The following is a 21,127-nucleotide window of genomic DNA, read 5'->3' as shown; positions in this document are numbered from 1 at the left end:
GCGTGGGCGCGACCAGCCACGACGCACCCGCACCCGAATGACGGCGCCCTCTCGGCACGCAGCACGCCGCACGCCCGCGGAGCGCCCCGTGCTGAGAGGCTGTACCCCATGCCCACCAGTCCCCACCAGCAGACCGAGGACCGTACCCCCGCGGCACCCGCCCCCACCCCGAGACGGTCCCTCGGCCTGCTGACGGTCCCCCTCCTCGTCCTCCCCGCCCTCCTCCTCGCCCTGATCACCTGGCAGGTGATGACCGACGGCCCCCTGCTCACCCTGGACGGCCACCTCAGCCACGCCCTGATCCACCCGGACCGCTTCTCCGAGCTGCTCTCGGACCTGGGGAACGTGCAGATCGCGCTGCCCGTCCTCGTCCTGGTGACCGTGTACGTGGCCCTGCACGGGCAGTGGGAGGGCCGGCCGCGCTGGTGGCTGCCTCCGGTCGCCGCTCTCGTCGCGATGACGCTGGTCCCGCTGATCGTCGTCCCCCTGAAGGACTGGACCGCCCGCCCGGGCACCCCCGCCGTGCCGCCCGCCACCGGCTACTACCCCTCCGGACACACGGCGACGGCGGCCGTCGCCTACGGCTCCGCCGCGATGATCCTGCTGCCGTGGCTGCTGACGGCCCTGGCCCGGCGTCTCGCGGTCGCCACGGCCGCCCTGCTCGTCCTCGCCGTCTCCTACGGTCTGGTCCGGCGCGGCTACCACTGGCCGCTGGACGTGCTGGCGAGCTGGTGTCTGTGCACCGCGCTGCTCGGCGCACTGTGGCTGTTCCTGCACCGGGCGACCCGGCCCGACCCCGCCAAACCGTAGTACGCCGCCCGTCCACCCGTACGACTCGGACAAGCGCTCCCGCGCCCCACCCGCCCTACCGTGGACCACGCAAGCCACAGCACACCCCCGACATCAGCGGAAGGGCCGGGAACGCCACTATGACTTCCACCCACGCCTTCTGGCTCGCCGGCCGCCAGGCCACCGGCGAGGACAGCTTCGACGTCACCTCCCCGTGGGACGGACGGCTCGTCGGCAAGGTCAGCGTGCCGACGGACGCCCAGGTCGAGGAGGCCGTGGCCGCCGCGTACTCCGTGCGCGAGGAGTTCGCCGCGACCCCCGCCCATGTCCGCGCCGCCGCCCTCGACCACGTCAGCAGGCGGCTCGTCGAGCGCACCGAGGAGATCGCCCAGCTGATCTCCGCCGAGAACGGCAAGCCGATCAAGTGGGCCCGGGGCGAGGTCGGCCGGGCCGTCTCCGTGTTCCGGTTCGCGGCCGAGGAGGCCCGGCGCTTCAACGGCGGCGAGGCCCAGCGGCTCGACACCGACCTCGGCGGCCAGGGCCGGCTCGCGCTCACCCGCCGTTTCCCGAAGGGCGTCGTGCTCGGTATCGCGCCGTTCAACTTCCCGCTGAATCTGTGCGCCCACAAGGTCGCCCCGGCGATCGCGGCCGGTGCGCCGATCATCCTGAAGCCGGCCCCGGCGACCCCGCTGTCCGGCCTGATCATCGGCGATCTGCTGGCCGAGACGGACCTGCCGGCCGGCTCCTGGTCGATCCTGCCGGTGTCCAACGACCGGATGCCCGCCCTCGTCCAGGACGAGCGGCTGCCGGTCATCTCCTTCACGGGCTCCGAGAAGGTCGGTTACGCGATCATGGACTCGGTGCCGCGCAAGCACTGCACCCTGGAGCTGGGCGGCAACGGCGCGGCCGTCGTCCTCGGCGACTACGCGTCCGACGCCGACCTCGACTGGGCCGCGACCCGCATCGCGACCTTCTCCAACTACCAGGGCGGTCAGTCCTGCATCTCGGTGCAGCGGGTCATCGCCGACGCCTCGGTGTACGACCGTCTCCTGCCGCGGATCGTCGCGGCCGTCGAGGCCCAGGTCACCGGCGACCCCTCCGACGCGACCACCGACGTCGGCCCGCTGGTGAGCGAGGACGCGGCCCGGCGCGTGGAGACGTGGGTGGAGGAGGCCGTCGCCGCGGGTGCCTCCCTCCTCGCCGGCGGCAAGCGCGACGGCGCCTCCTACGCGCCGACCGTCCTCACCGACGTGCCGGCCGACACCAAGGTCGCCTGCGAGGAGATCTTCGGGCCGGTCCTCACCGTGCAGAAGGTCGACGGCGAGGCCGAGGCCTTCGCCGCGGTCAACACCTCCAAGTACGGCCTCCAGGCGGGCGTGTTCACCCATGACGTCCAGGTCGCCTTCCGCGCCCACCGCGCGCTGGAGGTCGGCGGAGTCGTCATCGGTGACGTCCCCTCCTACCGCGCCGACCAGATGCCGTACGGCGGCGCCAAGCAGTCCGGCGTCGGCCGTGAGGGCGTGAAGTTCGCGATGGACGACTACACGTACGAGCGGGTGCTGGTCCTGACGGGTCTCGCGCTGTAGCGGGCGGCCCCCTGGCTCATGGGAATCATTTTCATATAGGCTCCCCGAAGGGGTCCGGCACCGATGCCTTCCGGTGCCGGACCCCTTCCTGTCGTCGGCCTGGTCCGGACCCTCAACCGGAGAAGCCGACGTGCGCGAGCCGCAGCGGGCCGCGCAGTCTGAGATGCAGATCGTGCACACCGTCGGCGACGAAGGGCGCCTCGACGGTGACGTAGTCGTACGGGCCCGGCGTGGGCGTCGGGACGGTCAGCACCGCCGTGGCCGGGGCACCGCCCAGCGACACCTCGACCGCGCCCTCCCCGGCCACCGTCACCGTCACCCCCGTCGTCCCCGCCCCGAAGTCGCAGGCCCGGTACACCAGTTCGCCCGAGCCCCCGCCGGCCGGCGTCACCGCGTCGCCCGCCGACTTCGTCAGATCGACGATGTCGGTGCCGCTCTGCTCGTCGAAGTCGGCGGCGGAGATCCCGCGGCGGCGGGCCGGGCGCGCGACGGCCGCCTCGCCCTCCAGGACGATCGTCCTGCGCAGCCGCACGTCCTCGCTGGACCCGCCGACCAGCAGGTCGTACGGCCCCGGCTCCACCCGCGGCCCGCCGCGGGCCACGTCCCAGAACGCGAACGCGGACAGCGGGACCTCGAAGGAGACCCCCGCCGTGGCGCCCGGCGCGAGCGTGAGCCGGCGGTGGTCCAGCAGCTCACGGCGCGGCCGGGTGACCGACGGGTCCACGGCGCGGGTGTAGAGCTGGGCGACCTCGTCGGCGGTCATGTCCCCCGTGTTGGTGACCGTGAAGGAGATCCGCACCCGGTCCGCCTCGACCTCCACCGCCAGGCCCGCGTAGGAGAAGGAGGCGTACGACAGCCCGTGTCCGAAGGGGAAGAGCGGCCTGCCCTCGAAGTACAGATAGGTCTGGCGGGCGCCGATCACGTCGTAGTCCAGCAGATCGGGCAGGTCGGCGTCGTCGGCGTACCAGGTCTGGGGGAGCCGGCCCGCGGGGGAGACGTCCCCGGCCAGCACCCGGGCGAGGGCGGTGCCCGCGGCCTGGCCGCCGTGGGCCGTCCACAGCACCGCGCCCAGCCGCCCCGGCTCCACGGCGTACGGGTACGCCGACACCAGCGCCAGCACCGTACGCACGCCCGAGGCCCGGGCCGCCGCCAGGATCCGCTCCTGGTGTGCGGGCAGGTCCAGGGTCGTCCGGTCCTCGGTCTCGCGGCCGTTGATGTGCGGGTCGTTGCCCGCGACGACCACGACGACGTCCGCCTGGGCCGTCACCCGGGCCACCGCGTCCTCGCCGCGCTCGGCGACGACCACCTCGAAGACCTCGCCCTCGGTGCCGTCCGCGGCAACCCGGACGCCCTCGGCGGCGACACACACGGGGCGATCCGTTCCCAGGTGCCGGAGGAGGTGGCCGTTCGCGTGGGGTTCCAGGCGGAACGTCTCCTGCACGATCCAGCCGCCCGGCTGATCGGCGGAGGCGCGCAGGAAGCCGTCCTCGGCGGCCGAGAGATACCGGCCGTCGGGAGCGCGCAGGGTCAGCACCCCCGCACCCCAGTCGACGAGCGCGAGCTCCGTGCCGGTGGCGTCCACGCTCAGCGGCGGGAGGTCGGTGCGGCCCGCGAGCAGCGCCGGATCCAGGGCGCCCTGCGCGCCGCGCACCTCGTCGGCGGCCTCGGGGGACGCGGGGACGGTCAGGAACGTTCCGGCGGAGGTCTTCAGCAGGACGCGGTCCACGCCCTCCGCGAACTCCACGCGCTCCGCGCCGAACCGCTCGTACAGCCCCTCCAGGGGAGTCGAGCGGTGGAGGAGGGTACCGCTGTACCAGTCGAGCTTGCACTCGTCGGCGAGCAGGCCCACCACCGCGATCCGGGTGTCGGGAGCGAGCGGGAGGACCCCGTCGTTGCGCAGCAGCACGATCGCCTGCTCCGCGGCCTCCCGGGCGAGCTCGCGGTGGGCCGGGGTGTCGAACTCGCCGGTGCCCGCGTGCGGGTCGTCGTGCGGGTCGAACTCACCCAGCCGGAAGCGGATGGAGAGCTGCCGACGGACCGCCGCGTCGATGTCCGCCTCCGTCAGCAGGCCCTGCTCCAGGGCCCCCTCGACCCGGGCGACGATGGTCGAGCCGTCGGTGCCGTGGTCGGTGAAGCTGTCCACGCCGGCCTGGAGCGCGGCCGCCGTCGCCTCCTCGTGGGTGGCGAAGTAGTGCTCGGAGTCCACCAGGTTGGAGGGCGCGCCCGCGTCCGAGCAGACCAGCAGCTCCTCCTCCGTCCACCTGCGCAGGTGCTCCCGCAGATACGGGGAGACATGGTTGGGGCGGCCGTTGACCAGGTTGTACGCCGGCATCACCCCGGCCACCGCACCGGCCTCGACCGTCTCCTCGAACGCGCGCAGATCGTACTCGTGCAGCACGCGCGGGCGGACCGAGGAGGAGGTGACGTCCCGCCCCGTCTCGTTGTTGTGGGCCAGCCAGTGCTTGAGGACGGGGGCCGTGCGCCAGTACGTCGGGTGGTCACCGCGCAGCCCGTGCGTGTACGCCGTCGCGATCGCCGAGGTCAGCCGGGGATCCTCGGAGTAGCCCTCCTCGTTGCGTCCCCACAGCGGGTGCCGCAGCAGGTTGACCGTGGGCGACCAGACGTTCAGGCCCACGCGGTCGTCGCGGGCGCGCATCGCCCGGACCTCCTTGGACACCGCCTCGCCGACCCGTCGTACGAGGTCGGTGTTCCAGGTCGCGCCCAGCCCCACGGCCTGGGGGAACACCGTCGCCGGACCCATCCACGCCACGCCGTGCAGGGCCTCCTGGCCGGTGCGGAACGCGGCGACGCCGAGCCGCTCGACGGCGGGCGCGAACTGGTGCAGGAAGGCGATCTTCTCGTCCAGGGTGAGGCGCGCCAGCAGATCGTCGATGCGCTTCGCGAACGGCAGGTGCGGATCGCGGAAAGGCGGCGTGTGCGGCGTGGGTGCGGTCACGTGGGGTTCCCTTTGCGATGGAGCGGGGGAGCGCTTTCGAAGCGCTTCGATGCTCATTCGACGCACGGGTGGGTGTCAAGGGGACCTCACGCTTATTTCAAGCAGGCCATAAGAACAGGTCACCTCCGGTACCTCGGAGGAATGTTGGAAGCGACCCTTGTGCACCCCTCGGTGTTCACTTAACCTCGCAGCAACATCGAAGCGCTTCGACTGGAAATCCTCGTCACAGGGGTCGGAGGATCCGCTTCAGCTCAGCCAGTTCCACTCGAGACACCGCAGCCGACGGCCACCGCCGGGTGTCCTGGTGCGCCATGAAGGGTTGACGCAATGACGCCGAACGCCGCTTCCGCCTCCTCCGGCCCGAGCCGGAGAAGCTTCCTCGCCTCCACGGCGGTCGCCACCGCAGCGGTGGCGGGAGGGATGCCGCTGCTCTCCGCCTGCGGCGGCTCGGACAGCGGCTCGCGCGACGGCACCACCTCGGGCAAGGACGCCAAGAAGATCCTGCCGGCGTACGTCGCCAGCAATGTGGTGACGCCCGACATCCCCTCCAAGAACGGCTCCCCGGTCGGCTTCACCAGCAAGCTGGATCTGACGACCTTGAAGACCTCGGTGCCGAAGAAGCTCGGCAAGGGCGGCAAGGTCACCGTCATGTCGCCGTTCTGGGGCTCCCCGCCCAAGGCCGACAACGCCTACTACACGGGGATGAACGACCTCATCGGCGTGGACGTCGTCTGGCAGAACCAGGACGGCAACACCTACGACCAGAAGCTCGGCGCGGTCCTCGCCTCCAGCGACGTACCGGACGTGGTGGTCGTCCCCGGCTGGAACATGAACGGCAGGATACCCAGCGCGATCATCAGCAAGTTCGCCGACCTGGGCCCCTACCTCTCCGGTGACGCGGTCAAGGACTACCCGAACCTCGCCGCCATCCCCACGGACGCCTGGCAGCGCTCCATCTTCGGCGGCAAGCTGCGCGGCCTGCCGATGCCCCAGTCGTACGTCACCGGCATCGTGCCCCTGTACCGCAAGGACATCTTCGACAAGCAGGGGTACGAAGTCCCGCGCTCGGCGGACGAGTTCCTGGCTCTGGCCAAGGAGATCACCAACGCGAAGGCCAAGCGGTGGGCCTGTCTGGACATGAAGTGGACCGCCTGGCAGATGTTCGGCGTGTTGTCCGGCAGCGAGAAGCCGCTGGGCTGGAACCTCGTCGACGGCAAGCTGATCAACCGCGTCGAGACCGACGAGTACCTCGAGGCCCTGGAGTGGACCCGCAAGCTCTTCGCGGCGGGCGTGGTGCACCCCGACGGCAAGCTCGGCAAGACGGCGCCCGACCCCGGCCCCAAGTTCGCGGCCGGCGAGTTCCTCATCTACTCCAACAACATCAGCCAGTGGTGGGGCCGCACCGCCGAACAGGCCACCCAGAACCCCGACTTCAAGATCTGGGGCATGGACGTCTACGGCCACGACGGCGGCGACCCCACGGTGTGGGCCGAACAGCCGGCCGGCATCTTCGCCTTCGTCAACAAGAAGGCGTCCGAGTCGGTCGTCCGTGACGTGCTGGCGGTCGCCAACGTCACCGCCGCGCCGTACGGCACCAAGGAGTACATGATGACCAACTACGGCGTGGAGGGCACCCACTACACCGTCAAGGACGGTGTCCCGGTCAAGACGGACAAGGGCAACAACGAGGTCCTGAACGCGTACGTCATGGTCGCGAGCCCCGCGGCCACCCTGGCGCACCCCGACTTCCCGGAGGTCGCCAAGGCGCAGGTCGAATGGCAGCAGCGCATGGGCGGCTTCACCAAGAAGTCCTCCTTCTACGGCATGCAGATCACCGAGCCCGCCCGCTACACCAACCTCTCCAACGACTTCGAGCAGCTCGAGGACGACATCACCCGCGGCCGCAAGAAGATCAGCGACATGCAGCAGGCCGTCTCCGACTGGAAGAGCAAGGGCGGCGACGCCCTGCGCGACTGGTACAAGAAGCTGCTCGACGACAACGGCACAGCGGCGAGCTGATCCGGCACCGAGGCAAGGAGAACGGCCGTGTCCCACAGCACGGTGCCTCGCAGCGGGACCGAGGCAGACGAGACGGCGAAGGCCCCGGTGGCGCCAGGCGACGCCACCGGCTCCCCGCGGAAACCCCCCTCGGGGAGACTGAGCCTGCGCCTGCGGTTCAGACGCGACCGCGCCCTGCTCCTGATGACCCTGCCGGCCGTCGCGCTGGTGCTGCTCTTCAACTACGTGCCGATCCTGGGCAACATCGTCGCCTTCCAGGACTACGACCCGTACATCAGCGACAACGGCATCGTCTCCATGCTGCACAGCCCCTGGGTGGGCCTGGAGAACTTCCAGCGCATCTTCGAGGACTCGGCGTTCTGGGAGGCGGTCACCAACACCCTGGTGCTGTTCTTCCTGCAACTGGTGCTGTACTTCCCGATCCCCATCCTGCTCGCGCTGCTCATCAACAGCGTGGTCAGGCCGAGGGTGCGGGCGGTGTCGCAGGCGATCCTGTACCTGCCGCACTTCTTCTCGTGGGTCCTGGTCATCGCGGTCTTCCAGCAGCTGTTCGGCGGGGCGGGCATCCTCTCCCAGCTCCTGCGCCAGCACGGCTACGACGGCCTCGACATCATGACCGACCCCGAGACCTTCAAGTACCTGATCACCGCGCAGAGCGTGTGGAAGGACGCCGGCTGGGGGATCATCGTCTTCCTCGCCGCGCTGTCCTCCGTCCCGACGGACCTGTACGAGGCCGCCGCCATGGACGGCGCCGGACGCTGGCGCCGCATGTGGCACGTGACGTTGCCCGCCCTGCGCCCGGTGATCGCGCTGCTGCTGGTCCTGCGCGTCGGCGACGCGCTCACCGTTGGCTTCGAACAGATCCTGCTGCAACGCGATGCCGTGGGACCCGGTGCCTCCGAGGTCCTCGACACCTTCGTCTGGTGGAACGGCGTGCGCAACCAGGACTTCGGATACGCGGCCGCCGCCGGGCTGGTCAAGGGTGTGGTCAGCCTCGGGCTGGTCCTCGCCGCGAACAAGGTGGCCCATCTGATGGGCGAGCAGGGGGTGTACAAGAAATGAGCACGGCGCTCGAGAAGACCCGTCCCTGGTCCGCCCCTCCCCGGCCGGCCTGGGAGGAGGAGCCCAGCAGGGCCGGCCTCGCGGGCAAGGGGCTCGTCCTCACGCTGGCCTGCCTCGGGATCCTCTTCCCGATCTGGATCGTCGTCGTCACCAGCCTCTCCTCCCGCCGGACCATCGACGAGGCGGGCGGGCTGGTGATGATCCCCAAGGGCATCACGTTCGTCGCCTACCGGGAGCTGCTGAGCGGGGGCCAGGTCACGCGGGCGACGGTGATCAGCGTCCTCATCACCCTGGTCGGCACGCTGTTCTCCATGACGGTGTCCGTCCTGTGCGCCTACGGCCTCTCCCGCACGGGCTCACTGGGCCACCGCTGGCTGCTGCTGGTGCTGCTGGCCACGATGTTCTTCAGCGCGGGTCTGATCCCGACGTATCTGCTGGTGCAGTCCATGGGGCTGACCGACACCTATCTGGCGCTGATCCTGCCCAGCGCGGTCAGCGTCTTCAACATCCTGGTCCTGCGGGGGTTCTTCATGGGGATCTCGCAGGAACTGATCGACAGCGCGCGGATCGACGGGGCCGGGGACTTCCGGATCCTGTGGCAGATCGTCATGCCGCTGTCGCGGGCGGTGCTGGCGGTCATCACGCTGTTCTACGCGGTCGGGTACTGGAGCGCCTGGTTCAACGCGTCGCTGTACCTCAACGACCAGGACATGATGCCGCTGCAGAACGTCATGATCCAGCTCGTGCAGAAGCAGGAGGCCCCGGTGGGGCTGGGGCAGGCCATCAAGACCGGTGAGCTGTCCGGGCTGGCCGTGCAGATGGCCGTGATGGTGATGGCGTTGCTGCCGGTGGCCGTCCTGTCCCCGTTCGTCCAGAAGCACTTCAAGAAGGGGATGCTGACGGGGGCGGTCAAGGGCTGAGTCCCGGGAGCGGCCGAGTGGGGGCTCAGTTCCCCGCGCCCCTGAAAACCCGTTGAACCGCGGGCAGTCGCGAGTGACACCCCCCACAGCAACCCACCCCACCCCTCCGACTCCCCCCGAGGTACCCCCATGCACGTCACCCGCCGCACCGTCCTCGCCGGCACCGCGGCCGCCGCCGCGCTCACCGCCCTTCCGGCGGTGCAGGCCCGCGCAGCCACCGGCGCCACCCCCGCCTACCGCTGGCGCAACGCCGTCATCGGCGGCACCGGTTTCGTCACCGGTGTCCTGTTCCACCCCTCCGTCCGTGGTCTCGCCTACGCCCGCACGGACATCGGCGGCGCCTACCGCTGGGACGACGGAGCGGCCCGCTGGACGCCCCTCACCGACCACCTCGGCTGGGACGACTGGAACCTCCTCGGCGTGGAGGCGATCGCCGTCGACCCCGCCCACCCGGACCGCCTCTACCTCGCCCTCGGCACCTACACCCAGTCCTGGGCCGGCAACGGCGCGATCCTGCGTTCCGAGGACCGCGGCGCCACCTGGACCCGCACCGACCTCACGGTGAGGCTCGGGGCCAACGAGGACGGCCGGGGCACGGGGGAGCGGCTCCTGGTGGACCCGCGGGACAGCGACACCCTGTGGCTGGGCACCCGGCACGACGGGCTGCTCAAGTCGACCGACCGGGGCGCCGGCTGGGCGGCTGCCGACGGCTTCCCCGCCGCGCCCACCGCCGGCGGTCAGGGCGTCACCTTCCTCGTCGCCGCCGGCCGCACCCTCTACGCCGGCTGGGGCGACTCCGACGGCACGGCCGGGTCCGCCCGCCTCTACCGGACCGGCGACGGGCGCACCTGGGAAGCCGTCCCGGGGCAGCCGACCGGAGCCTCCGCCAAGGTCCCGATCCGCGCCGCCTACGACTGCCACACCCGCGAGCTGTACGTGACGTACGCCGACGCGCCCGGCCCCAACGGCCAGTCCGACGGCAGCGTGCACAAGCTGGCCACCACGAGCGGCACCTGGACCGAGGTCACACCGGTCCGGCCGGAAGGCGGCGACACCTTCGGCTACGGAGGCGTCGCCGTGGACGCCCGGCGTCCCGGCACCCTCGTCGTCTCCACCAACAACCGCTGGGCGGCGGTCGACACCCTGTACCGGACCACCGACGGCGGTCGCACCTGGACGTCCCTCAAGGACGCGGCGGTGTTCGACGTATCCGAGACTCCCTTCCTGAAGTGGGGCGAGGACCAGCCGAAGTTCGGCTGGTGGATCCAGGCCGTGGCCGTCGACCCGTACGACTCGAAGCACGTCGTGTACGGCACCGGCGCCACCCTCTACGGCACCCGGGACCTCAGGCACTGGGCGCCGCAGGTCCGCGGCCTGGAGGAGACGTCCGTGGTCCAGCTGGTGTCGCCCCCGGTCGGGGAGGCACACCTGCTGAGCGGTTCGGGGGACATCGGCGTGATGTACCACGAGCGGCTCACCGCGTCTCCGTCGCGCGGCATGGCGACGAACCCCGTGTCCGGGTCGGCGACGGGACTCGCGCAGGCCGCGGCCAGGCCGTCGTACGTGGTCCGCAGCGGGTGGGGCGACCACGGCAACGGGGCGTTCTCGAACGACGGTGGGCGGACCTGGGCGCCCTTCGGGGGACAGCCCGCCATCGCCAAGGACGCTCCGGGGCCGATCGCCGCCAACGCCGACGGCGGTGTGCTGCTGTGGTCCTTCGTGCACTGGGACGGCACGAAGTACCCCGCTCACCGCTCCACGGACAACGGCACGACCTGGTCCGAGATCTCCTCCTTCCCGAAGGGCGCCACGCCGGTCGCCGACCCGGCCGACCCGACGCTCTTCTACGCGTACGACACCGACAAGGGAAACGTACTCGCCAGCACTGACAGTGGCCGCTCGTTCACGGTCCGTGCGGCCGGGCTGCCGGCCGGAGACAGCCAGTTCAAGCTGGTCGCGGCCCCGGGCCGGTCCGGTGATCTGTGGCTCTCCGCCAAGTGGAACGGGCTCTACCGGTCCACCGACGGCGGTGTCTCCTTCACGAAGATCACCAGCTGCTGGGCCTCGTACACCCTCGGCTTCGGCAAGGCCGCCGACGGCGCCGACTATCCGGCGATCTACCAGGTCGGCTCGACGGAGACGATCACCGCCGTCTACCGCTCCGACGACGGCGCGAGGAGCTGGGTGCGCGTCAACGACGACCGGCACCAGTGGGGCTGGACCGGCGCGAACATCACCGGCGACCCGCGCGTGTACGGCCGGGTCTACCTCGCCACCAACGGGCGGGGCATCCAGTACGGGGAGCCCGTCTGATGCCCGCCGACGGCGAACCGGCCCCCGCCCGCACACCGACCCTCGCCGACGCCACCCGCGGCCGCATCCTCTTCGGCGGCGACTACAACCCCGAGCAGTGGCCGCAGGAGACCTGGCAGGAGGACGTCCGGCTGATGCGCGAGGCCGGGGTCAACTCCGTCACCCTCGGTGTCTTCTCCTGGGCGAAGCTCGAACCCCGGCCGGGGGTGCGGGAGTTCGGCTGGCTGGACCGGCTCATGGACCTGATGCACGACCACGGCGTCGGCGTCGTCCTCGCCACCCCCACCTCCTCCCCGCCCCCCTGGCTCGGCCGGCTCCACCCGGACACCCTGCCCGTCACCGAGGACGGCCGGACCGAGTGGTGGGGCGGGCGGCAGCACTTCTCCCACTCCAGCGCCGCCTACCGCAGCCACGCCGCCGCCATCACCGAGGCCCTGGCCGCCCGTTACGCGAGCCACCCGGCGCTGACCATGTGGCACATCAACAACGAGTACTGCACCGCCGACCACGGCGACGAGGCCGCCGCCCGCTTCCGCCGCTGGCTGCGCGCGAGGTACCGCACGCTCGACGCCCTCAACACCGCCTGGGGCACCGCCTTCTGGAGCCAGGGCTACGACAGCTGGGACGGCATCCTGCCGCCGCGCACCCCGCACTATCTGAGGAACCCCGCCCAGGTGCTGGACTTCCGGCGCTTCACCTCCGACATGCTCCTGGAGTGCTGCACCGCCGAGCGGGACATCGTCGCCCGGCACACCCCGCACATCCCGGTCACCACCAACTTCATGCCGCTGTTCTTCGGCCAGGACGCCTGGCGCTGGGCCGAGGAGGAGGACGTCGTCTCCGTCGACCTCTACCCCGACCCGAGGGACCCGCTCGGCGCGCAGCACGGCGCCCTCGTCCAGGACCTCACCCGCTCGCAGGCGCGCGGCCCCTGGATGCTGATGGAACAGGCGGCCGGCCCGGTCAACTGGCGTGGGGTGAACCACCCCAAGCCGCGCGGTCTCAACCGGCTCTGGTCCCTCCAGGCGGTCGCCCGGGGCGCGGACGCCGTCTGCTACTTCCAGTGGCGCCAGTCCCGCCAGGGCGCCGAGAAGTTCCACTCGGGCATGGTCGGCCACGCGGGGGAGCAGGGCCGTACCTTCCAGGAGGTCAAACGGCTCGGCGCGGAACTCGCGCGGATCGGGCCGGAGGTGACCGGCCGTCGCAACAGCGCCGACGTCGCGATCCTGCACGACTGGGACGCCTGGTGGGCCTCCGCCCAGGACGGCCGCCCCTCCGCCCACGTCGACCATCCGGCCGTACTCCACGCCTGGCACCGCGCCCTGTGGGAGGCCGGGTTCGCCACCGACTTCGCCCACCCCGCGCACGACCTCACCCGCTACCGGCTGGTGGTCGTCCCCCAGTTGTACGCGCTGACGGACGCGGCGGTCGACAACCTCCTCGCCTTCGTCCGCGCCGGCGGCACCCTGGTCTCCGGCTTCCTCACCGGGGTCGCCGACGAGGACGACCGGATCCGCCCCGGCGGTATGGACCCCCGGCTGCGCGAGCTGTTCGGCATCCGTGTCCTGCACGAGTGGTGGCCGCTGGAGCCGGGGGAGACCGTCGCGTGCGAGGGCTTCCGGGGCACGCTGTGGTCGGAGGAGCTGGAGGCCGAGGACGAGGCCGTGGACAGCGTCTACAAGGGCGGCGAACTCGACGGACTGCCCGCCGTCCTCCACCGCGACCGCGCCTGGTACGTCTCCACCCTCCCCGAGCCCGAGGCCCTGCGGGGACTGCTGGCCCGGGTCGCCGCCGGGGCGGGCGTCCGCCCCGTCCTCGACGGGCTCCCGGACCGGGTCGAAGCGGTACGACGCGGTGACCTGCTGTTCCTCCTCAACCACCGTCGCGAGCCGGTCACCGTCGACGTCCCGGGCAGCCACACCGACCTGCTCACCGGCGACCGGATCACCGATCACGTCACCCTCGACCGGTACGGCGTGGTGGTGTTGCGGCCATGACGATCACGCACGGCACCTGGGAACCCACCCCCGCCGCCCGCTGGGAGGACGCCTTCCTCAGCGGCAACGGCCACCACGGCACCCTCATGTTCGGCGACCCGGACGACGACCGTGTCGTCGTCACCCATCACACCCTGGTCCGTCCCAACGGCGGCGAACACGCCCGTCCGCCCGAGCTGGCCGCCGGACTCGCCGCGCTCCAGGAGCGGTTGCTCGCGGGCGACCTCACGGCCGCCGAGGACTTCACCGACCACCGGCCGCTCCAGTGGGTCCAGCCCTTCCACCCCGCCTTCCAGGTACGACTGCGCACGGCGGCCCCCTCCGAGCCGCACCGCCACCGCCGCACGGTCGACTTCACCACCGGCGAGACCACCGCCGTCTGCGGCGCGCGGACCAGCAAGGTCTTCGTCTCCCGCGCCGACGACGTGATCGTCCAGCACATCACCCTCGCGGGCTCCGACCTGGACGTCTCCCTGGACCACCGGCTCCCCGGCGTCCCCGCCGACCTCGCCGTCGGCCACGGCACCGCCCTCACCCCGCACGGCGCCCGGCTCACCCTGCGCGCCCGCTACCCCGACAGCGACCGCGCGTACACCGGCGTCACCCTCGTCGCCGCCACCGGCGGCAGCGCCTCCCTCACCCTCCCCGGCGTACGGATCACCGGCGCCGCCTCCGTCCTCCTCCTCACCCGGGTGCGCCGCCACACCGGCGAACTCGACGTCACCGCCGAGCAGCGCGCCCTCGCCGCCCTGCCGTCCTCCTACGACGCCCTCCTCGACCGGCACCTCGCCCTGCACCGCACCGCCTACGAGCGGGTCACCCTCGACCTGCGCGCCGACCCCGACGAACGCGCCCTCCCCGGCTCCGAACTGCTGAAACGCCCCCGCAGCACGGCCCTCCTGGAACGCCTCTTCGCCGCCGGCCGCTACCATCTGCTCTCCTCCTCCGGCCTCAACCCGCCCCGGCTGACCGGCCTGTGGACCGGCGACTGGGACACCGCCTGGTCCGGCGCGTTCACCAACGACGCCAACCTCAACCTGCAGACCGCCTCCGCCACGGCCGCCGCCCTCCCCGAGGTCACCGAAGCCCTCGCGTCCCTGGTCCACCGCCAGCTCGACGACTGGCGGGAGAACGCCCGCGCGGTGTTCGGCGCCCGGGGCGCGGTCGCGCCCGCCCACACCGACGGCGAGTCCGGGCTGTCGTACCACTTCAGCCGCGAGTACCCGCTGCACCTGTGGACGGCGGGCGCCGACTGGCTGCTCAAGCCCCTCGTCGACCACGACGAGGCCCGGGGAGCCCGCGACCCGCGCACCGCCGCCGCCCTCGCCGAGGTCGCGCTCTTCTACGAGGAGTTCCTGACCCACGAGGACGAGGACGGGCGCCTCGTCATCGTCCCCTCCTACTCACCCGAGAACCGCCCCGCGGGCGCGAGCTGGGGCGCGATCGACGCGGCCATGGACCTCTCGGCCGCCCGGCACGCGCTGCTCACCGCCGCCGCCTACCATCCGTCCGCGGCCGGCCGTCTGGGTGCCCTGGCCGAGCGTCTGCCCCCGCATCGCGTCAACGCCGACGGCGCCCTCGCCGAATGGGCCCGGCCCGGCCTCGACGACACCTACGACCACCGCCACCTCAGCCACCTCTACGGCGTCTGGCCCCTCGACGAGATCACCCCCTACGACACCCCGGAACTCGCCGCCGCCGCGCACCGCGCGCTCGAACTCCGCGGCGCCGAGAACGACTCCGCGCACGGCCATCTCCACCACGCCCTGATCGCGGCCCGGCTGCGCGACGGCCACCGGGTCGCTCACGCGCTCGACCGGGTCCTGGACGGCGACTTCTTCCACGCCTCGCTGATGAGCTCCCACTACCCCCACCGCGACGTCTACAACGCGGACGCCGCGCACACCCTGCCCGCCGTGCTGATCGAGGCGCTCGCACACTCCACCCCCGACCGGCTGGTGCTGCTCCCCGCACCGCCGCCCGCGCTCCCGACGGGCGAACTGCGGGGGCTGCGCACCCGGTTCGGAGCCGAACTCGACCTCGTCTGGGGTCCCGGGGGCGCCACGGCGGTCCTCAGGCCCACCCGCACCCTCCGCATCGAAGTCCGGACCTCCGCCGGCGACCCGCAACCGCTCGACCTCGTCGCCGGCGAAGAACACGTCCTCACCACGGGGACGTGGTAGCTCCCCGCACCTCCCCCCACCCATGGAAGGGACACCATGGCAACACGCACGCTCGGCAGGGTCGCCAAGGCCCTGATCGCCCCCACCCTGGCCCTCGGCGCGACCGTCGGCCTCGCCTCCGCCCCCGCCTCGGCCGCCGTCTGGAGCTCCTGCGACCAGTGGGGCAATACCACCCTGAACGGCTACACCCTCTACAACAACATCTGGGGCTCCGGAGCCGGCAGCCAGTGCGTCTGGGCCAACTCCGGCACCAACTGGGGCGTCTGGGCCAACCACCCCAACACCGGCGGGATCAAGTCCTACCCCGACTCCAAGAAGGTGATCAACAAGACGATCACCTCCCTGGGTTCGCTCTCCAGCAGCTACAACGTCACGGTCCCGTCGTCCGGCGCGTACAACACGTCGTACGACATCTGGGACACGGACTACGACTACGAGGTCATGCTCTGGGTGAACTACAACGGTGCCGTGGGCCCCCTCGGCACCTCCCAGGGCAACGTCACCCTCGGCGGGCACACCTGGACCGTCTACAAGGGCAACAACGGCTCGAACGAGGTGTTCTCGTTCCTGCGCACGTCCGACTCGTCGTCGGGCACCGTGAGCATCCTGCCGATCCTGAAGTGGATCAAGGACACCAAGGGCTGGTTCGGCAACGAGACCATCGGTGACGTGCAGTTCGGGTACGAGATCACCTCGTCCTCTGGCGGCCTCGACTTCGTCACCAACAACCTGACCGTCAGCAGCAGCTGACGGACCGGCGGGCCGGGGCCGGCGCCGGGGCTCTCACGCCCGGTCGACCTCGGCCCGCAGCACGTTGTAGTCCGCGAACGCGGTGTCCACGTCGGCACGGGTCAGACCGTAGCGGGCCAGGTCGTAGCGGTGCGGCCGGGTGCCCCTCGGGCGGGCCGCGACCCCGGGCAGCCGGGCCGCGTCGGCGTCGGTCCAGCGGGCGCCGACGGCGTCGTAGAGCTTGGGGGCGCCCTCGGCCGGGTCTGAGCCCAGCCAGGAGTACGGGACGTCGATCAGCGCCTCGCGGGGGATCACGGAGCGGGCGGCGAGGCCGCGGGTCATCGAGCGGCTGAGCAGCTCCAGCCAGGTGGCGCCGAGCGCGTGCAGGTCCAGCGGGCGCCGGGTGATCGCCATGCCGTGCTCGATCAGACTGCAGAACGACGGCACCACGGCGGCCGGATCACGATGGGTCCACACGATCGTCGCGTCGGGGAACACCGACAACAGCGCGTCCAGGTTCTCGGTGTGCAGCGGCGACTTCAGCACCCAGCGGCGGCGCGCGCGGCCGTACTGCAGGACCTGGTAGATCTGCTTGAGGTAGGCGTAGTCGGCCCGGAAGTCCCGCTCGTAGTGACGCGCCTGGTAGGCGGGGATACGGGCCTGGGACAGCGGCATGATCGTGTGCGGAAGCGCGAAGGTGCACTCCTCGGGGCCCTCGGCGGTCATCGGATGGACGTCGCGGTAGCGCGGCGAGAAGAGGTTGATCGCCCCGACCAGCCCGCGCGCGGCCGCCACCGCCTGCTTCCGCCGCCGTGCGGTCCCCTCCAGGTCCGGGGTGAGCAGCTCCCAGAGGCGGGGACATCGATGCTGCTCGGAGAGGGACAGCACCCCGTGGGTGAGGGTGGTCGCGGTGCGCGGCAGACCCACCACGAACACCGGCCGCTCCACCGGCTCCCGGGCGATCCCCGGGTGCTCGGCGAGCAGCCGCCGGACCCGGGCGCGGTTGGTGAGATGCCGGCGCACATGGCCCTGGGCCGACCACCAGCCGACCGGGGTGAGGTGCTCGTCCCGGGCCCAGTGGCGCAGCAGGAACCGGAACTCCGCCGAGAACACCGCCTCCACCGGGCCGGCCGAGGCGGCCAGCCGGTCGAAGACCCGGTCGGGGCTGCGGCGGGAGGCGAACCCCGGCCGCAGCAGCAGGTTGGCGAGGGAGAGAGCGAGGGGAGGTGCGGACATGGGGGAACACCCTTCCGTGGGGCGGGTGGGGCAGCTGAACGCCAGCCCACTACCCCACCAACTCCCCTTTGCCACAAGGGTGTTCGGAGGTTACGGGAGGGATTCGGCCACCGGCAGCCGGGCCCCGTCCCGCAGGAACAGCGGGATCCGGTCCAGCGGCGCGTCCACCGTCACGGACCTGCCGCCCTGGTACGTCTCACCCGTCCACGCGTCCGTCCAGCGCGCCCCCGCCGGCAGGTACGCCCCGCGGTCCCGCGCCCCCGCCTCCAGCACCGGGACGACGAGCAGGTCCCGGCCGAAGAGATAGGCGTCGTCGACCGACCAGGACGCCGGGTCGTCGGGGAACTCCAGGAACAGCGGACGCATCGGCGGCAGCCCCTCCTCGTGGGCCTGACGCATGACGTCGAGGACGTACGGCTTCAGGCGCTCGCGCAGCCGCAGGTACTTCTCCAGGACCGCGCCCGCCTCCTCGCCGTAGGACCACACCTCGTTCGGGCCGCCGGTCATGTCGGGGCCGAGCGGCATGCCCGGGTCGCGGAAGCCGTGCAGCCGCATCAGCGGGGACAGCGCGCCGAACTGGAACCAGCGGACCATCACCTCGCGGTACGCCGGGTCGTCCGGGTCGCCGCCGTGGAAGCCGCCGATGTCCGTGTTCCACCACGGGATCCCCGACAGCGCGGTGTTGAGGCCGGCCGCGATCTGGCGGCGCAGGGTCGGGAAGTCGGTGCCGATGTCACCCGACCACAGGGCGGCGCCGTAGCGCTGACTGCCCGCCCACGCCGAGCGGTTGAGGGTGACGACCTCCTCGCCCTCGGCGCGCAGGCCCTCGTAGAAGGTGCGGGCGTTCTCCGCCGGATAGAGGTTGCCGACCTCCAGGCCAGGACCCGCCCAGTAGCGCAGGTTCTCCTGGAAGCCCGGCTTCAGCTCCGGCTCGCAGGCGTCCAGCCAGAAGGCCGTGATCCCGTACGGGGCGAGGTAGTTGTCCCGGACGCGCGACCACACGAACTCCCGCGCCCCGGGGTTCGTCGCGTCGTAGAAGGCCACCTGCACGGTGGAGGCGACCTCCTTGTCCGGCCAGTCGGCGTGCGCCAGCGGCCCGTACTGGGTGCCGATGAAGTGGCCGCGCTGCTCCATCACCGCGTGGTTCTCGCTCAGCGGGGACACCGACGGCCACACGCTCACCACCAGCTTGATGCCCAGCTCCTCCAACTCGCGGACCAGCGCGGCCGGGTCGGGCCACTCCCTCGGGTCGAACTTCCAGTCGCCGAGGTGCGTCCAGTGGAAGAAGTCGCAGACGATCGCCGAGATCGGCAGACCCCGGCGCCCGTACTCCCGGGCCACGGCGAGGAGTTCGTCCTGGGTGCGGTAGCGCAGCTTGCACTGCCAGAAGCCCGCCGCCCACTCCGGCAGCATCGGGGTGCGGCCCGTCACCGCGCTGTAGCGGCGCTGCCCGTCGGCCGGGGAGCCCGCCGTGATCCAGTAGTCGATCTGCCGGGCGGAGTCGGCCACCCAGCGCGTGCCGTTCCCTGCCAGCTCCACCCGGCCGATCGCCGGGTTGTTCCAGAGCAGGGTGTAGCCGCGGCTGGAGGTCAGCACCGGGATGCCGACCTCGGCGTTGCGCTGGACCAGGTCCAGGACCAGCCCCTTCTGGTCGAACCGCCCGTGCTGGTGCTGGCCGAGCCCGTACAGCTTCTCGTCCTCGTAGGCGGCGAACCGCTGCTCCAGCCGGTGGTACCCGTTGCCGACGGCCGTGTAGAGCCGCGGGCCAGGCCACCAGAAGTGGGCGCGCTCCTCGGCCAGGACCTCGGCGCCGTCGTCCGTCCGTACGAAGCGGACCAGGCCCTCGGCGTCGACCTCGACGGTCAGCGCCCCGACGGTCAGCAACCCGCGCCGGTCCTCGGTCTTGATCGTGTACGGCGTCGGCGGCGCCGTGTCCAGCAGGGCGCCCGGCAGCCCGTCGAGCACGGGACCGCCGAGCCGGGCGCGGACCCGGACCGCGTCCGGCCCCCACGGCTCGATCCGGAGGGTCTCCTGACGGCCGCTCCACTCCAGCGCGCCGTCCCGCTCGCGGAACGTGCCGACGGTGGGGGACGACTGCGCGAGGCTGACCGTGCCCTGACTGGTCTGGTTTTCGGCAGGCTGATTCACGAAGCGTGCTCCTGTGCTCCTGGAGGAGTGCGGACATGGGGGTGCCCCGGCGTGGCACAACAGCGAGAAGAAGGTGAGCGGGGGTGGCTCAGGAGGCGGCCGGGCCGGTGCTCGCCCGGACCGTCAACTCCGGTGCGAGCAGCACGACGTCGTCCGTCCGCCGGCCGTCGAGCTTGGCCACGAGACGCTCCACGGCGTGCCGGCCCATCTCCTGGGCGGGGATGGCGACGGAGGTCAGCCGCACCGAGGCCTGGACGGCGACCTGCTCGGGACAGATCGCGACCACGGAGACGTCCTCGGGGACGGCCCGGCCCTGCTGGCGCAGCAGCGCGAGCAGGGGTTCGACCGCGGACTCGTTCTGCACGACGAACCCGGTCGTGCCCGGGCGTTCGTCGAGGACGCGGGCCAGGGTCACGGCCATCGCGTCGTACCCGCCCTCGCAGGGGCGGTGCAGCAGCCGCAGGCCCAGCTCCCGGGCCCGGGAGCGCAGTCCGTCGAGGGTGCGCTCGGCGAAGCCGGTGTGCCGCTCGTACACCGCGGGGGCCTCGCCGATGACAGCGATGTCGCGGTGGCCGAGCGCCGCCAGATGCTCCACACACAGGGCGCCGGTCGCCGTGAAGTCGAGATCGACGCAGGTCAGGCCGGTGGTGTCGGCGGGCAGCCCGATCAGCACCGAGGGCTGGTCCGTCTGCCGCAGCAGGGGCAGCCGTTCGTCGTCGAGCTGCACGTCCATCAGGATCATGGCGTCGGCGAGGCCGCTGCCGGTGACCCGGCGCACCGCGTCGGGGCCCTCCTCACCGGTGAGCAGCAGCACGTCGTAGCCATGGGTGCGGGCCGTGGTGGCCACCGCGATGGCGATCTCCATCATCACCGGCACATACATGTCGGTGCGCAGCGGGATCATCAGCGCGATGATGTTCGACCTGCTGCTGGCCAGCGCCCGCGCGCCCGCGTTGGGGTGGTAGCCCAGCTCGCGGATGCTCTGCTCGACCCGCTGCCGGGTGCCCGTGGAGATGGACCGCTTGCCACTGAGGACATAGCTCACCGTGCTCGCCGAGACTCCGGCGTGCTGGGCGACCTCGGCGAGGGTGACCATCCAGCTCTCCCAGCTTTGTGAAGCGCTTCGACAGTGCGCGGTGTGAACAAGAGGCGGTGAGGGTGGTTCGACAGTAGCTCCAGCGGAGGTGGG

At 71.8% G+C, this 21,127-nt stretch carries 13 protein-coding genes; 9 read left to right on the top strand and 4 right to left on the bottom strand.

Annotation, left to right across the window (positions count from 1 at the left end):
* Positions 1–108 precede the first annotated feature (108 nt).
* Entirely contained in the window at positions 109–810 is a 702-nt protein-coding gene (locus OG852_RS15125; RefSeq protein WP_133917118.1) for a phosphatase PAP2 family protein, read from the top strand.
* A 119-nt stretch (positions 811–929) separates the two neighbouring features.
* Positions 930–2,375: an aldehyde dehydrogenase family protein gene (locus tag OG852_RS15120; RefSeq protein WP_133917117.1), complete on the top strand. Its 1,446-nt coding sequence runs from the start codon at positions 930–932 to the stop codon at positions 2,373–2,375.
* Positions 2,376–2,487: 112 nt separating this feature from the next.
* On the opposite strand, the gene OG852_RS15115 is transcribed toward OG852_RS15120, so the two are convergent.
* Complete coding sequence (locus tag OG852_RS15115) at positions 2,488–5,331, bottom strand: glycoside hydrolase family 3 C-terminal domain-containing protein (RefSeq protein ID WP_330348229.1); 2,844 nt, start codon at positions 5,329–5,331, stop codon at positions 2,488–2,490.
* A gap of 327 nt (positions 5,332–5,658) precedes the next feature.
* Between OG852_RS15115 and OG852_RS15110 the strand changes: the two genes are divergently transcribed.
* The 7 genes from OG852_RS15110 to OG852_RS15080 all read left to right on the top strand — a co-directional run bounded on the left by OG852_RS15110 (position 5,659) and on the right by OG852_RS15080 (position 16,575).
* A complete protein-coding gene (locus tag OG852_RS15110; protein WP_133917115.1) occupies positions 5,659–7,350 on the top strand; it encodes an extracellular solute-binding protein in 1,692 nt (563 codons plus the stop codon).
* A gap of 27 nt (positions 7,351–7,377) precedes the next feature.
* Positions 7,378–8,412 carry an ABC transporter permease gene (locus OG852_RS15105; protein ID WP_330348228.1) on the top strand — a complete coding sequence of 345 codons (1,035 nt, stop codon included), beginning with the start codon at positions 7,378–7,380 and terminating at the stop codon, positions 8,410–8,412.
* Positions 8,409–9,332, top strand: a complete 924-nt coding sequence (locus OG852_RS15100; RefSeq protein WP_330348227.1) for a carbohydrate ABC transporter permease — start codon at positions 8,409–8,411, stop codon at positions 9,330–9,332. The genes OG852_RS15105 and OG852_RS15100 overlap by 4 nt, the downstream gene beginning before the upstream one ends.
* Before the next feature lie 129 nt (positions 9,333–9,461).
* Entirely contained in the window at positions 9,462–11,645 is a 2,184-nt protein-coding gene (locus OG852_RS15095; protein ID WP_133917112.1) for an exo-alpha-sialidase, read from the top strand.
* Positions 11,645–13,642: a beta-galactosidase gene (locus OG852_RS15090; protein ID WP_133917111.1), complete on the top strand. Its 1,998-nt coding sequence runs from the start codon at positions 11,645–11,647 to the stop codon at positions 13,640–13,642. Before OG852_RS15095 ends, OG852_RS15090 begins: the two co-directional genes overlap by 1 nt.
* Positions 13,639–15,825 carry a glycosyl hydrolase family 95 catalytic domain-containing protein gene (locus tag OG852_RS15085; RefSeq protein ID WP_330348226.1) on the top strand — a complete coding sequence of 729 codons (2,187 nt, stop codon included), beginning with the start codon at positions 13,639–13,641 and terminating at the stop codon, positions 15,823–15,825. The genes OG852_RS15090 and OG852_RS15085 overlap by 4 nt, the downstream gene beginning before the upstream one ends.
* 36 nt (positions 15,826–15,861) lie before the next feature.
* Entirely contained in the window at positions 15,862–16,575 is a 714-nt protein-coding gene (locus tag OG852_RS15080) for a glycoside hydrolase family 12 protein (protein WP_133917109.1), read from the top strand.
* Between the two features lie 33 nt (positions 16,576–16,608).
* On the opposite strand, the gene OG852_RS15075 is transcribed toward OG852_RS15080, so the two are convergent.
* The 3 genes from OG852_RS15075 to OG852_RS15065 form a co-directional block, all read right to left on the bottom strand.
* Positions 16,609–17,790, bottom strand: a complete 1,182-nt coding sequence (locus OG852_RS15075) for a sulfotransferase family protein (protein ID WP_330348225.1) — start codon at positions 17,788–17,790, stop codon at positions 16,609–16,611.
* A 90-nt stretch (positions 17,791–17,880) separates the two neighbouring features.
* On the bottom strand, positions 17,881–19,938 hold the full coding sequence (locus OG852_RS15070; RefSeq protein WP_330348224.1) for a glycoside hydrolase family 31 protein: 2,058 nt from the start codon (positions 19,936–19,938) through the stop codon (positions 17,881–17,883).
* Positions 19,939–20,026: 88 nt separating this feature from the next.
* Positions 20,027–21,034, bottom strand: coding sequence for a LacI family DNA-binding transcriptional regulator (locus OG852_RS15065; RefSeq protein WP_133917106.1), 1,008 nt, complete (start codon positions 21,032–21,034; stop codon positions 20,027–20,029).
* Positions 21,035–21,127: the final 93 nt, after the last annotated feature.

Origin of the sequence: Streptomyces sp. NBC_00582 (assembly GCF_036345155.1) — a bacterium.
In the GTDB taxonomy this organism is placed as follows: domain Bacteria; phylum Actinomycetota; class Actinomycetes; order Streptomycetales; family Streptomycetaceae; genus Streptomyces.
Note: the sequence above shows the minus strand (reverse complement) of the source record. Positions and strands in the feature narration are given on the sequence as shown.